General features: G+C 61.8%; 10 protein-coding genes and 2 pseudogenes. 3 read left to right on the top strand and 9 right to left on the bottom strand.

Annotation, left to right across the window (positions count from 1 at the left end; genetic code table 11):
- Positions 1-11: 11 nt before the first annotated feature.
- The 3 genes and pseudogenes from ACSFBM_RS16570 to ACSFBM_RS16560 all read right to left on the bottom strand — a co-directional run.
- Positions 12-1,508 (bottom strand): circularly permuted type 2 ATP-grasp protein, encoded by a 1,497-nt coding sequence (locus tag ACSFBM_RS16570; RefSeq protein WP_435485307.1) that lies wholly within the window; start codon positions 1,506-1,508, stop codon positions 12-14.
- Between the two features lie 89 nt (positions 1,509-1,597).
- Positions 1,598-2,479, bottom strand: a complete 882-nt coding sequence (locus ACSFBM_RS16565; protein WP_435485306.1) for an oxepin-CoA hydrolase, alternative type — start codon at positions 2,477-2,479, stop codon at positions 1,598-1,600.
- 212 nt (positions 2,480-2,691) lie between these two features.
- A pseudogene (locus ACSFBM_RS16560) lies at positions 2,692-4,251 on the bottom strand (DNA internalization-related competence protein ComEC/Rec2); the annotation flags it as partial.
- A 115-nt stretch (positions 4,252-4,366) separates the two neighbouring features.
- Between ACSFBM_RS16560 and ACSFBM_RS16555 the strand changes: the two are divergent.
- A pseudogene (locus ACSFBM_RS16555) lies at positions 4,367-4,851 on the top strand (IS3 family transposase); the annotation flags it as partial.
- 254 nt (positions 4,852-5,105) lie between these two features.
- Entirely contained in the window at positions 5,106-5,948 is an 843-nt protein-coding gene (locus tag ACSFBM_RS16550; protein ID WP_435485305.1) for a hypothetical protein, read from the top strand.
- Positions 5,949-6,281: 333 nt separating this feature from the next.
- On the opposite strand, the gene ACSFBM_RS16545 is transcribed toward ACSFBM_RS16550, so the two are convergent.
- The 6 genes from ACSFBM_RS16545 to ACSFBM_RS16520 all read right to left on the bottom strand — a co-directional run bounded on the left by ACSFBM_RS16545 (position 6,282) and on the right by ACSFBM_RS16520 (position 11,911).
- Positions 6,282-6,926 (bottom strand): carbonic anhydrase, encoded by a 645-nt coding sequence (locus ACSFBM_RS16545; protein ID WP_435485304.1) that lies wholly within the window; start codon positions 6,924-6,926, stop codon positions 6,282-6,284.
- Positions 6,927-7,410: 484 nt separating this feature from the next.
- Positions 7,411-7,947, bottom strand: coding sequence for a DUF421 domain-containing protein (locus tag ACSFBM_RS16540; RefSeq protein ID WP_435485303.1), 537 nt, complete (start codon positions 7,945-7,947; stop codon positions 7,411-7,413).
- A 29-nt stretch (positions 7,948-7,976) separates the two neighbouring features.
- Positions 7,977-8,687 (bottom strand): glycosyltransferase family 2 protein, encoded by a 711-nt coding sequence (locus ACSFBM_RS16535; RefSeq protein ID WP_435485302.1) that lies wholly within the window; start codon positions 8,685-8,687, stop codon positions 7,977-7,979.
- A gap of 48 nt (positions 8,688-8,735) precedes the next feature.
- On the bottom strand, positions 8,736-8,990 hold the full coding sequence (locus ACSFBM_RS16530) for a DUF2934 domain-containing protein (protein ID WP_435485733.1): 255 nt from the start codon (positions 8,988-8,990) through the stop codon (positions 8,736-8,738).
- A 139-nt stretch (positions 8,991-9,129) separates the two neighbouring features.
- Positions 9,130-11,562, bottom strand: a complete 2,433-nt coding sequence (locus ACSFBM_RS16525) for a catalase (protein ID WP_435485301.1) — start codon at positions 11,560-11,562, stop codon at positions 9,130-9,132.
- A gap of 163 nt (positions 11,563-11,725) precedes the next feature.
- Entirely contained in the window at positions 11,726-11,911 is a 186-nt protein-coding gene (locus ACSFBM_RS16520) for a hypothetical protein (RefSeq protein WP_435485300.1), read from the bottom strand.
- Between the two features lie 504 nt (positions 11,912-12,415).
- Between ACSFBM_RS16520 and ACSFBM_RS16515 the strand changes: the two genes are divergently transcribed.
- Positions 12,416-13,177 (top strand): response regulator, encoded by a 762-nt coding sequence (locus ACSFBM_RS16515; protein ID WP_435485299.1) that lies wholly within the window; start codon positions 12,416-12,418, stop codon positions 13,175-13,177.
- The last annotated feature ends 141 nt before the right edge of the window (positions 13,178-13,318 follow it).

Below are 13,318 nucleotides of genomic sequence, written 5' to 3'. Positions count from 1 at the left end.
CGTGTGGGCTCCTACGACGATTGGCTTTGCGACTGCGTGGCCGCCTTGGGCTTGGGCGCGCGGTCGGCTTCGAGAATCCAGGTGTCCTTGGTGCCACCGCCCTGCGACGAATTGACCACCAGCGAACCTTCCTTCAGTGCCACCCGCGTGAGGCCGCCGGGCACCATCTGCACCTCGCTGCCCGAGAGCACGAAGGGGCGCAGGTCGATGTGGCGCGGCGCAATGCCCGCGTCGACGAAGGTCGGCGAGGTCGACAGGCTCAGCGTGGGCTGGGCGATGTAGCCGTCGGGCTTGGCGATCACGGCCTTCTTGAAGTCCTCGATTTCGGCCTGCGTGGCGGCCGGGCCGATCAGCATGCCGTAGCCGCCGGCGCCGTGCACTTCCTTGACGACCAGGTCCTTCATGTTGTCGAGCGTGTACTGCAACTCGTCCTTGTTGCGGCACATGTAGGTGGGCACGTTCTTCAGGATGGGCTTTTCGCCGAGGTAGAACTCGATCATCTTGGGCACGTAGGGGTAGATCGACTTGTCGTCGGCCACGCCGGTGCCCACGGCGTTGCAGATCACCACGTTGCCCGCGCGGTAGGCGCGCATGAGGCCGGCCGTGCCGAGCGTGGAGGTGGAGCGGAACACGTCGGGATCGAGGAAGTCGTCGTCCACGCGGCGGTAGATCACGTCGACCCGCTTCGGGCCGCGCGTGGTGCGCATGTAGACGAAGTCGTCCTTGACGAACAGGTCTTGCCCCTCGACCAGCTCGATGCCCATCTGCTGCGCGAGGAAGGCGTGCTCGAAGTAGGCGCTGTTGTACATGCCGGGCGTGAGCACCACCACCGTGGGCTCGGCCGTAGCGGGCGGCGCGCTCGCGCGCAGGGTTTCGAGCAGCAGGTCGGGGTAATGCGCGACCGGCGCGATGCGGTTCTGGTTGAAGAGCTCGGGGAAGAGCCGCATCATCATCTTGCGGTTTTCGAGCATGTAGCTCACGCCGCTGGGCACGCGCAGGTTATCTTCGAGCACGTAGTACTCGCCGTTGCCGTCGGCATCGGGCGCACGCACGATGTCGATGCCCGAGATGTTGGAGTAGACGTTGTGCGGCACCGTGACGCCCATCATCTCGGGGCGGAACTGCGCGTTGTTCAGGATCTGCTCGGCCGGGATGATGCCGGCCTTGATGATGTCCTGGTCGTGGTAGACGTCGTGCAGGAACCGGTTGAGCGCCGTGACACGCTGCACCAGCCCCTTTTCCATGCTCGCCCACTCGTGGGCGGGAATGATCCGGGGCAGCAGGTCGAACGGAATGAGCCGCTCGGTGCCGGAGCCGTCTTCATCCTTCGCGCCGTAGACGGCAAAAGTGATCCCGACCCGGCGGAAGATCATTTCCGCCTCTTCGCGCCTCGAACGCATCACCTCGCCGGGTTGCTTCGCAAGCCATTGGTCGTAGCGCTTGTAGTGCTGTCGGATCGCAGCCCCCGAATAGGGCAACTGCTCATACATCTCATCGAATTTGTGCATGGAACGACCAATCTCCTAGAGCCATAGCTTAGCAAGTTCGAGGCCAGTAGAACCCCTTATGCCGGGCCCGAAGACGGGGCTGACGGGTTTTATTTTCCAGGCTGCGTCGCGGGCCCTTCGCTGGGCGTGTGCTTTTTGCGGGGCGAAAGAAACGCCTTGATGCGATCGCCGCTCTCGTCGCCGTAGAGGCTGGCGAGGAAGGATTCGCGCTCCGCGTCGAGCTGCTCGCGACGGCTGCGCCCGCGCGCGCCGTGCACCAGCTGCTTGATGCGGGCCTGGGCCTCGAAAGGGCCGCGCGCGAGCTGCTGCGCCCACTCGAGCGCCGCCGCATAGGCGGTGCCGCTGGGCACCACCTTGTTGACCACGCCCCAGCCTTGCAGGCGCCCGGCGCTGACGGGCGTGCCGTCGAGCAGCATCTCCAGGGCGGCCTGCGGCGGCAGCGCGCGCGCCAGCGAATCGGTGCCGCCGGCGTCCGGCGACAGGCCCATGTTGACGTACGACATGGCGAATTTGGCGTCCTCGGCGGCCACGATGAGGTCACAGGCCAGGCACACCGAGAAGCCGCCGCCCATGGCCGCGCCCTCGACGGCGGCAATCACCGGTTGCGGCGCCTCGTGCAGCGCCATGATCCATTCGTGCAGCGCGTCGATGTGGCCGCGCTGCTCCTCCACCGGAAACTTGCGCTGCCGGGCGAGCCGCTTCAGGTCGCCACCGCCTGAAAAATGCGCGCCCTCGCCCGTCAGCACGATGGCGCGCACGGTGCGAAACCCCGCCGTGGCCCGCACGGCCTGGGCGGCGGCGCGGTAGACCGACGGATTGAGCGCGTTGCGCGCCTTGGGGTTGCTCAGCGTCAGAACCAGCACCGCGCCTTCCCGATGCGTGCGAAGGCGCGCACCGGGCGCCTCCGGGGCCGGCGCCCCGGGCGCATCGCGGCCGTGACCGGTCATGGCGGAGATGGATTCGGCGGTCATGGGCACGGTCCGACGAACGGCGGCTGCCTGAAATTGCAAGGGGAGCGCATGGTGTTTCCTTTCGGAATGAATACGAAGGTATACAACGAAGAGGATTCACAAAGGCATGACACGGTCCACCCTTTGCCCGTGAGTTTTAACAATTTGTTCACGCTTTTGGGCATTCGAAAACTCCTGCAAACCCGACCTGACCGAAAAAGTCAGCCCGGTTCTCACGGCAGGCGGTGCTGCCAGTACCGCGCACGCCGCTCGCGCTCGCAGCGCACGTCGGCCGGCCGGGCGCTGGACCAGTGCGCCGCGCCACAGCGGGTGTTCTCGACCAGCCGCACGTTCCGCTGCGTGTAACGGTCGAGCACCTCCGGTGCCGGATGGCCGAAGCGGTTGCGGTAACCGGCCTGGACCAGCGCGATGCGCGGGCGCACCGCGTCGAGGAACGGTGCGCTGGATGAGGTCTTGCTGCCGTGGTGCGGTGCCAGCAGCACGTCGGCATGCAGCAGATCCGGCGTGCGCGCGACCAGCGCGGCCTCCTGCAGACGCTCGATGTCGCCCGCCAGCAGCGCCGTGGCGCGGCCGTTGCTGATGCGCAGCACGCACGACACGGCATTGGGCCGGGTGAAGCTGCGGTAGTCGGTGTCGAACGGATGCAGCACCTCGAAGCTCACACCGTCCCATGCCCACCGCCGGCCTGCCTCGCAGCGCTGCGCCGGGCGAAGTGCCTGCAGCGGGTGCGTGGCCTCGATGGAGCTCAGCAGCGCGGCCTGCGGCTGCATGGCGAGCACGGCCGGCGCGCCGCCGGTGTGGTCGCTGTCGCGGTGGCTCAGCACCAGCATGTCGAGGCGTTCGCCGTGGGCGCGCAAAAGCGGCACCAGCACGCGGTGGCCGGCGTCGCTGTCGAGGCTGTAGCGCGGACCGGCGTCGTACAGCAGGCTGTGCGTCGCGGTGCGCACCAGCACCGCGTTGCCCTGCCCGATGTCGGCCGCGAGCAGTTCAAAGTCGCCCACGGCGGGCCGGGCCGCCTGCCACAGGAGCACGGGCAGCAGCAGCGGCACGCCGAGCGCGCGCAGCGACCACGGCAGTCGCATCGCCAGCAGCACGCCCCCCGCCACACCAAAGGCTGCCGCCCACGCGGGCGGCGCCGCCATCGACACCGTGGCCCAGGGAAGGCCGGCGAGCCATTGCAGCAGCAGCGTGAGCCACCGCACGGCCTGCGCCCCGAGGTCCCACAACGGCGCCACGACCACACCGAGCATCGCCAGCGGCGTGACGACCAGCGTGACCCACGGAATCGCCACCGCATTGGCCAGCAAGCCGACCAGCGACACCTGCTGGAACAGCAGCAGGCCGAGCGGCGTGATCGCCAGCGTGATGACCCATTGCTCGCGCAGGAACTGGAAGAGCCGCGAGGACGCACTCGTCTTCCTCTCTCCCGGCACCGCCGCATCGGTGGCGAACAGCACCCCGACCGCCACGAAGCTGAGCCAGAAACCCGCCTGCATCAACGCCCACGGATCGGCCGCCACCACCACGGCGGCCGTCAGCAGCCACACATGCGGCCAGGGCCAGCGCCGCCCCGTGAGGCGCAGCAACGCCACGGTCGCGAGCATCCAGACCGTGCGCTGCGAGGGCACGCCCCATCCGCTGAAGAGGGCGTAGAGCGCGGCCAGCAGCAAGCCGCCGACCAGCGCGGCCTGTGGCGCCGGCACGCGCAGCATGAGCCGGGTGCTGCGCCGCCAGAGCCAGCCGACGACGTGCGCGGCAAGCCAGGCGAACATGGGCGTTTTATGGTTTTTAGGGTTGTTCTGTTCATTTTTTATTTTTGGGGGGTGCCGGGGGGGAGCCCGGATGGGGATGCGGAAAAAAACTTGGACTACTAGGAGGTAGTTCATGTGGCTCACTGAAATCACGGAGTTCCAGATCCCGGCCGGCAAGGTCTATCTGTCTGCCATGATCGACTGCTTAGACGGGATGGTCGTCAGTTGGTCGCTCGGTACGCGCCCGGACGCTGAACTCGTCGATACGCATGCTGGATGCGGCCATCGAGACGGTGGTCATACCGAAGGCCGCCCGGTCGATCACTCCGATCGCGGTGCCCAATATCGCTGGCCAGGCTGGCTCTCGCGCATCGCTGATGCAAGCTCATTCGCTCGAGATCGCGCAAGGGGCACTCGCCTGACAACGCGGCGTGCGAAGGTTTCTTCGGCCGGTTGTAAACCTAGCTGTTCTATCCTCGCAATTGGCAGTCCACAACCATCGAGCAGTTCATACACGCCGTGGACTCCTACAGCCGTTGGTACAACGAACAGCGGATCAAGATCTCCCTGGGTTCTTTCAGCCCCATCGAATTCCGAGAGAGTCCTGGAATCGCGACATAAAACCAGTCCAAGTTTTCATACGCATCCCCACCCCGGTCGCGCGATGAGCCGGGGTCTGGGCTGGTCGGCTACAGTGAATGGACGGGCCCCGCATCGGCAACGCTCATCGGGGTAATGCGCATCGCCAGAAACAAAGTGGTCGAGGTCGCGAGTTACTAGGGAATTGATCAACCGTTTGTTCTGGTCTGCTCGGTTCGCTGCAAGGCAGATTCCCAGCGTCCTTAGTTCTCAACTTTGCCGCTTCATCATAGAAAATGACTGCGATGCGTTGCGATAACCGATATTTCGAAGAACCTCAAGTCAAGGACGGGGTTAAAAATCCCAATCGATTCACGATCGGGCAGCACGTCTTTCCTCGATCAAGCATCGCTCGGTTTTGCAACGCCGATTCCAAGGTACAAACAAATATCTTGAGCTTGTCGAAGATACAGAATCTCTCACCGAAGAGCGACTGGTTCTGTGCACAGCGCGTCTGGGACCAACCGACTGAAACGATCGGCGCAAGAACCACCGAAGCCGCCTACGATCAGTTGGCCCGTCAGATCGAACGAGGTGACATCAAAACACTTTGCCCCGTGGAGAGCGACGTGGTCACGAGATTTCACGCGCTTTGGAGCGCGCGTTTTGAAGTACGAAGAAACCCGCCTTCCTCGGTTGAAATGATTGGCGTGATGCCCGGCGCGCCATTGTCCAAGGACGCGCAAGAGAATCTAGAGGCAAATGGATACAGCTATGCGCTCGGCTCCATGCTGCCGAGCAGGCAGATGGCAGGCCACCTAGTGCGGTTCCGCAGCATGCAGTTGGCACTACATTGGAAAGGCGTGACTTGGGGAATACTCAGATCGAACGAAACTGAGTTTCTTGTTCCGGACAATGTTGTCGATATCGCCTTTGTTCCTGTTTCGCCCAACATTTGCCTTTCGCTGGCCAGCGATGACCGTTTCGTCAATCCTTTGGAAGTTGCTCAGATTAACCGCTTGTTCACTGAATTTTCAGAACGGTACTATTTCGCGCGGGATCTTGAGCGGTGCCCGATTCACAGGCGGACCATTCCGCGCACTGTGTTGCCTTCGGTTACCGCTCGCGCGTCACAATGAATATTGTGTTCGTAGATCAATTTGGTGTGTTGATTTCCATCTAGAAGTGACCGGGGGTCAAGATTGCATGGAAATCAACACATCGCCGTACTCAAAGCGGGTAGGTGTTGTACCAGTGCGGGCCATCCAGCAGGCTCCGCCCGCGTGTCGTGCTGATTGCCCTGGGGCCTGAGGTGACAGCAGCAGATTGGGCATGTGCGCTGTTCCATCGACGATAGCGACGTCCACGACCTGGCCCTGCGCGAGACCAAAAACTCGTGAGTTCTTCGCGAGGCTGATACGGAGCTTGTGGTCAACAAGGCTGCCGCAATTTCTGGATCTGGTGGCCTTCAATCAGGCGCTATCCGGCTTTCTAGCCGCAGGATGGTCCGCCAACGGCACAAAACGATTCGTCCCCATGTCCAGCGCGTCGATCAAGCCGCTTTCAATGTCGTAGACCCAGCCATGCAGAGTCAGCGTACTCTGGGCAAGTGCCAGCGCAACAGAAGGGTGCGTTCGCAAGTTGTTCAATTGAGCAAGTACGTTTTCCCTCACCATGCCGTCCACTCGTGAGCGTTCGTCCGCGTGAGGTTTTGCTTCATTGATCATGCGCGCGGCGTCGGCGTAGCGCAGCCAAGACTTCACAGCAGGCATCGTGTCCAAGCAGGCGCAGGTTGCGATCGCCTTCATGGCGCCACAATCGGAATGCCCGCAGATGACAATGTCGCTTACCTTTAAAGCCGACACAGCGAACTCAACGGTTGCCGAGACGCCCCCGGGTTCTGGGCCGAAGGAAGGAACGATGTTGCCTGCGTTGCGCATGACGAAGAGATCTCCCGGCTCTCGCTGCGTGACAAGCTCGGGCACCATCCGGCTGTCCGAACACGAAATGAACAACGCCTTCGGGGTCTGGCTCTTTGCCAACTCCCGGAAGAGCTCCTTACGAGTGGGGAATACTTCCGCCTGGAAGCGAAGAAAGCCGGCAATAATGTCTTGCATGCTGGGAGTCTAATCTGCCCGAAATTCTCCAAGGACTTGTCCAGCTATCCGACGCCGACGCCGCTCAGCGTTGGCTTCTCGGCCTGTTTTCGCTCTGCGGTCAGGTGCCCACGCTGTTAGATTTACTTGTCGCCTTGCGGGATTTCCTTGCGCGAGCGATGGGAGTATCGGTACCCCAATGGAATTTCGTTTGTCATGGATATGCCTCGCGAGTTTCTAGAACGGTGCGTTGCTATCACGGCAACTTCAGCAGGCGCACCTGGGCAGCCGCTACAGGACGTGACGCCGTAAAAATATCACGCAGGCGTGGCGACAGGCGACCGAATCGCATCAGCTCAAGCACTGAGCTCCACCGGCGCGCATACGATCGATGGCTCGTTTAAGCCTTGCGCATGCTTTGCCACCCGCGAAGAAGCAGCCGATCAGCTTCTAATTCAGAGCGGTGACGCATGTTGGCGCAGGCGCAGGAGCTGCAAAAGTTTGTTCACGCACCTGGCGGGCCCGGTCTCCGAGGCCCGCCAGGTGGCGGCCCTTTGTCATTCTTCTTCTTGAACACGCTCAGCGTGCCATCGCTTTCAAGCCGGGCGATGCGCACCTCCGCAATGTCCTCTACGCCTTGCTCGCGCAACTTGCCGTCGAGTTCTCCGCAGGTGATCATCTCTCGCTTCATGGCATGCCGGTTAATTCGCCCGTGGCGGACAAGCACTTCAGGCAAGGGCTCGAGAAAGCGCTCGATGACAGGCGACCTGTAGCTCAACCAGTCAAGACCAAAGTTCCACGCGATGAGCGTGGAAAGCAGCACAACGCCATCGCTGATGGACTTGTACTCGCCCTGCATGGCATTGCTCGACGCATCTGCGACGAGCACCACGAACAAGAGATCGGCCACGCCCATTGAACCAATGTCGCGGCGCAGCACAAAGCGAAAGACAAGCAGCAGAAACCAATAGACGAGGGTGCCACGCAGCACCATGTGCCAAACCGGATAGTCACGAGCAAACAGTTCGGCGAACTCGTTCATCGGGCGACATCACAACCGGCGCGTGAATACTAGGCCGCAGCGGGAGCGGCATTCAGCGGAACAGTCGCCTCGGAAAGGCGCTGCGCCACAGCGTTTAAAAGTGCGCTTGCGAACCCGCCCGATGCTCGTGCATTGACGCGCGCGCTCGTCACCACGCGCGGAAGCGAACTCCATGCAACCTGCCGACCAGCGGCAACAAGCGCGGCTACCAATGCCTCGTCCTCGCCGCACGCGAGATGCTTGAAGCCACCGACCTCGCGGTAGGCTTCGGCAGACACACCAAGGTTGGCCCCGTGCACATGGCGATGACCATCGCGGTCAAAGTATGTTTCGCTGAAGTGCGCTTCCAGGAGTTCAGCGTTGGGACCATGGGGTGACCAATCCTGCACGCAAACGGTGCCGCAAACCACGTCCGCCTGCAACGCGAGCTGGTGTGCCAGCCACGCGTCAGAAACGACCGTATCGGCATCGGTGAAGGCAAGCCATCGGGCGCCGCGCGCCAGCATGGCTTTCGCCCCCGCAGCGCGGGCCATCCCGACGTTGTGAGCGCGAATACTTAGCGTCATGGCCCCGGTGGTGGCGGCCATGACACAGGTTGCGTCGGTGCAGTCGTCCAGCACAACGACCGTTTCGACCGGCTCTCCCATCAATGCCGAATGTTCAGCAGCGCGCTGTGTAGCGGCGAGACAGTAGCGGATGACCTGTTCCTCGTTGTGCGCCGGGATGACGATGCCGATCATGGGAATACCTCCGCTGAGTTCTTTCTTTCGAGGAGAAGAAGTCCGTAGCTATGCAGCACTCTTTCGGCGCATCTCAGCTTCGGCCTCCAACCAATCGCTCCTTTCGTCCCCTGGCCCTCCGTTTCGTCGCAGATATGCCTGGTAAGCGGCTTGTCGAATTGCTTCATCACTAGGATCGGTGCCCTGGGACACGGGGGCGCCGGTGCCCCCTTCCCCGGAGGGACCCTCGGCCGATGAAGCTTCCAGGTCTGCCTGGTCTTCCTCACCGGGGTAGCCATGTGACTTGTTTGCTTCGCGCCCCATGCGACTTCCTTCGGCTGGACTGTCCTGACCCACATCCCGAGCTTGGTCAATATTGACCGGGGACATCTGCTTTTCGCTACCGCTTTTCATGATCGACTCCTCTGTGGGGTCGCCCGCGAGGGGGCGAGGTGTAGATTGATCAGACCTTCGGCGGATCGTTTTCACGTCCGAAGTGACGGTGCGCGCCCATCGCAGCAATGAAGGAAGCAATGCCCTCGTCGGCCGCGGCAGCGTCCACCAGGATGAGGCCGGGATCGGCTGCGCCATCTGGCATCGTCAGGGGGATTTGAGCTTCAGCGAGCAGAGCTTCTGACGCACCGAAGGCCAGAATGGTTTTGCAGTGCCAGTACTGGTCTCGCAAAAACTCGAGCGTGTGGGCGTCGGCGTCGAGCGCTTCAACCGCCTTGGCGCCGTCAGGCAAAACGAGGGCGTCAAAAAGAAAGCCCGGCGAGTTTTCCATAGTCGCATCGGCTTCGAATTTCTCACCGCCTGCACCGACATAAGTGCCGAGACGAGCTGCAACGAGCCTCGGAATGGCACCAGCTGCAAAGAGGGCAGAAATCAGCTTCTGCAACGAAGCGCCCTCGACGCCATGGTCGATCAGCACTGCCACCTTGCGTGTGCGAATGCTGCCGTCCCCAGGCCGCGCCATCAAGGACAATGCCGGCGACGACTCCACCTCCGGCGTGGCTGGCGTTTCGAGCGCCTTGGGCAGAGGTGCTGGAAGCTCCATTCCGAGGTCCTGTGCCAGCCGCTCGGCGAGGCCAGGAGCGGCGTTCAACAGGCTGGCAACCACGCGCTGCCGTATCGCAGGCACTGTGACCTTTGAAAGCTCGAAGCGGAACGCATTGCCGATATGCGCCTTCTCGAACTCGGTCTGGCTTTCGAAGAACAGTCGCGCCTGGGTGTAGTGGTCAGCGAACTTCTCGGGCTTGATCCGCACCTTGTCGGCGCTCTCCTTGGCGTCGATGCGCCTGGCTACGCTCACGAAGCCCTGCGCCGCGCCGGCCTGAAAAGGGCAGCCGCCTGCCAATGAGTTCGGCTCGTAGGCAACGCGGCCGCGGTTGATTGCCTGGCGGTGCATGCCGTCGCGCTGGTTGTTGTGGACCTGGGCGATGGGGGCGTTGATGGGCAACTCGTGGAAGTTCGGTCCGCCGAGGCGGCTGATCTGCGTGTCGACATACGAATGGATGCGCCCCGCCAAGAGCGGGTCGTTGGTGAAGTCCAGACCGGGCACGATGTGCGCGGTGCAGAACGCGACCTGCTCGGTCTCCGCAAAGAAATTGTCGGGATTGCGATTGAGCACCATGCGCCCAACGATCTGCACTGGCACCAGCTCCTCGGGGATGAGTTTGGTGGCGTCGAGGATGTCGAAGCTGAACTGCTCGGCCTGCTCTTCTGTGAAGATTTGTAGGCCCAGCTCCCATTCGGGATACTCGCCCGCTTCGATCGCTTCCCACAGGTCGCGGCGGTGGAAGTCAGGATCCGCACCCGAGACCTTCACAGCTTCTTCCCACACCAGCGAATGCGTGCCCAGCTTTGGCTGCCAGTGAAACTTCACCAGGAAGCTCTCGCCGGCCTCGTTGACCAGGCGAAAGGTGTGCACACCAAAGCCCTGCATCATGCGGTAGCTGCGTGGAATGGCGCGGTCGCTCATCTGCCACATGAGCATGTGGGTCGATTCGGGCATCAGCGACACGAAGTCCCAGAAGGTGTCGTGCGCGCTGGCCGCCTGCGGCATCTGGTGGTGCGGCTCTGGCTTCACGGCATGCACGAGATCCGGGAACTTCATTGCGTCCTGGATGAAGAAGACCGGAATGTTGTTACCAACCAAGTCCCAGTTGCCTTCATCGGTATAGAACTTGACCGCGAAGCCACGCACGTCACGCGCGGTGTCCTTGGAGCCGCGCTCGCCGGCCACCGTCGAGAAGCGCACGAACACCGGCGTCACCTTGCCGGCTTCTTTGAAGGGCGCGGCCTTGGTGTACTTCGTGAGCGACTCGTAGCATTCGAAGAAACCATGCGCGCCCGAACCGCGCGCATGCACGATGCGCTCAGGAATGCGCTCGTGGTCGAAATGCGTGATCTTCTCGCGCAGGATGAAATCTTCGAGCAGCGCGGGCCCGCGCGCGCCCGCCTTGAGGGAGTTCTGGTTGTCCGCGACAGCGACACCCTGATTGGTCGTCAGAACTTGTCCACTAGAGTCGACACGGACCCGGTCGAACGTATCGATGGTGGCATTCACACCTTCTCGAGCGGCAGTACCAGCTTTTCCGGAAAAATTCGCCTCGGACAGCGTACTCGCTCCTGGCAATGAGGAAGGCGGCTCTGCCACAACGCCCGCTGGCGTCAGTGCGGCGTTTTCCTCACCGTATTCGGAAGGCTTGTTCAAGTTCGCGGGCATCGAGCTCGCCAGCTTCTGTGTATCGATTGCCTTTTGAGCGGGACCATCGCCTTTGCCAGCTGTTGCCGGCGCCGGGTTTGCAGGGCCACTATCGGTATTTCTCGCCGCGGCGCGGGCGGCGTCGATCTCCGCAGCGGACGTTGATGAAGCAGGCGATTTCTTGGCCATGGGTTTCTCCTAAGTGGGGACGCAAAGGCTAGGGGCCGGACGTTGTGGACGATGTAGGAAGAATGCGCATCGCTGGGCACGTAGCAAAAGGCGTCACGAGGGCCGCTGACGAGGGACAGATGAGCTCTCGGCCAGCATTCGGCCCTTGCTCGTTTTCCCGGAGCTAGCGGCGCCTCGCAGCGGCGCGCACCACCACAGCCGATGCGAGAAGAATGCTGGAGACCAACGTGGCAATGGCCAGCAATCCCTTCGCGGTGACCTCGACCCGCGCCTCGATCTGCAAAGGTTTGGTCTTCACGGTAAGAGCGGCGCACTGCATCAGGCCAGCGCTGACTGTTTTCTCTTTCAACACCGCTCCTACCTTGGGGATCGCGTGATTCCAGGCGACGCCGACGCGGCTGAACGGGAAAACAGCTGAGCGAGCGTCGGGACATCCACAACTGTCAGACCGTAATCCCGCTCTCTTTGAACAGCCACGCGCAACAGCGCGAGGGTGACCAGTAAGGTCAGCACTGCGACGAGCAACCAGAACTCTCCTCCAGGTCCTCCAGGTCCACGAGGAAAGCTCTGTTGAGATTTGGGCGTCATTTCAACCTCCTGTACTTCAGTTTGTTGAGCTGATTTCAAGCAGCTGCCTCGGCTTCTAATAGCGGCATCCGCTCTCTGGCTTTTGCGTTGCGATCATCAAAAATCCGAGCTGTTTGCGCTTCAGAAAATGGATCATTTGAATGCCATCCGAATTCCTACATCTCTCGCGCCTGGACCGAATACACGGGTGGCTTCCCTAGTAAGCAACTCGCGGCTGCGGCATTTGCCTACGAACGTCCGTCGACGATCCAGGTACATCTATGACATGAGCAACGTTGTTCGTTCCGCTGAGCTGTCATCGACGCAGGGCTTTAAGGTGCTGGCAGAGGGAAACACTTCCTTGGCGAAGCGAAGCCGTCCAACGTTTTTGCTCGATGGAAGACGCGCCAGTTGTCCGTTAAGGCTGGGCATTGCTGATGACCATGCGATCGTTCGCGAGGGCCTGAAAGATGTTCTTTCTGGACTTCCGGACATCGAAGTGGTCGGCGAAGCCGCCGACGGGCGCGCAGCCATCGAGCTTGCGCGAAAGGTGGAGATGGACGTGTTCCTGATGGATCTCTCCATGCCTAAGAAAGGCGGCCTGGAGGCCCTCGGGAGCCTTCGGGCGCAGTTCCCCGACTTGTCGGTCTTGATTGTCTCTGGCTTTCCTGAAGAGCAATATGCCCCGGCGTTGCTTCGGCTCGGTGCCGCAGGTTTCGTTGGCAAGGGTGTGGCGCCGGAGGAATTGATCGAGGCAATTCGAGCAGTAGGAAGCGGCAAGCACTATTGGAGTCCGAATGTCACTTCGATACTGGCGACGCACCTTCACGGGCCTCAACTAGCGCAACTTCACGATGCGCTGACCTCGCGAGAATTTCAGGTCCTTCTGCGTTTGGGGCGTGGTGAAACTGTGGGGGCCGTGGGACGCAGCCTCGGCCTTTCCCACAAAACCGTTTCCACACATCGGACCAGATTGATGCGAAAGTTGGCCTTGGCCAGCAACAGCGATCTCACCTACTACGCGGTCAAGAATAGGCTCTTGGAGTAAGAGTGCCCACGATCAGAGAGATCAAGTGTGTCGGGGCCACCTCGCTACGCATCCTCTGGTGAGCCCAAAGCCGGGTAACCATTTTTGGAAACCATGAACGAAGCTCTCGACTCGATTCAATGGGCATGCGCATCGATCGTC

Source organism: Variovorax pasteuri, assembly GCF_051216435.1.
GTDB lineage: Bacteria > Pseudomonadota > Gammaproteobacteria > Burkholderiales > Burkholderiaceae_C > Variovorax.
This window is presented reverse-complemented; position numbering and strand designations above follow the sequence as displayed.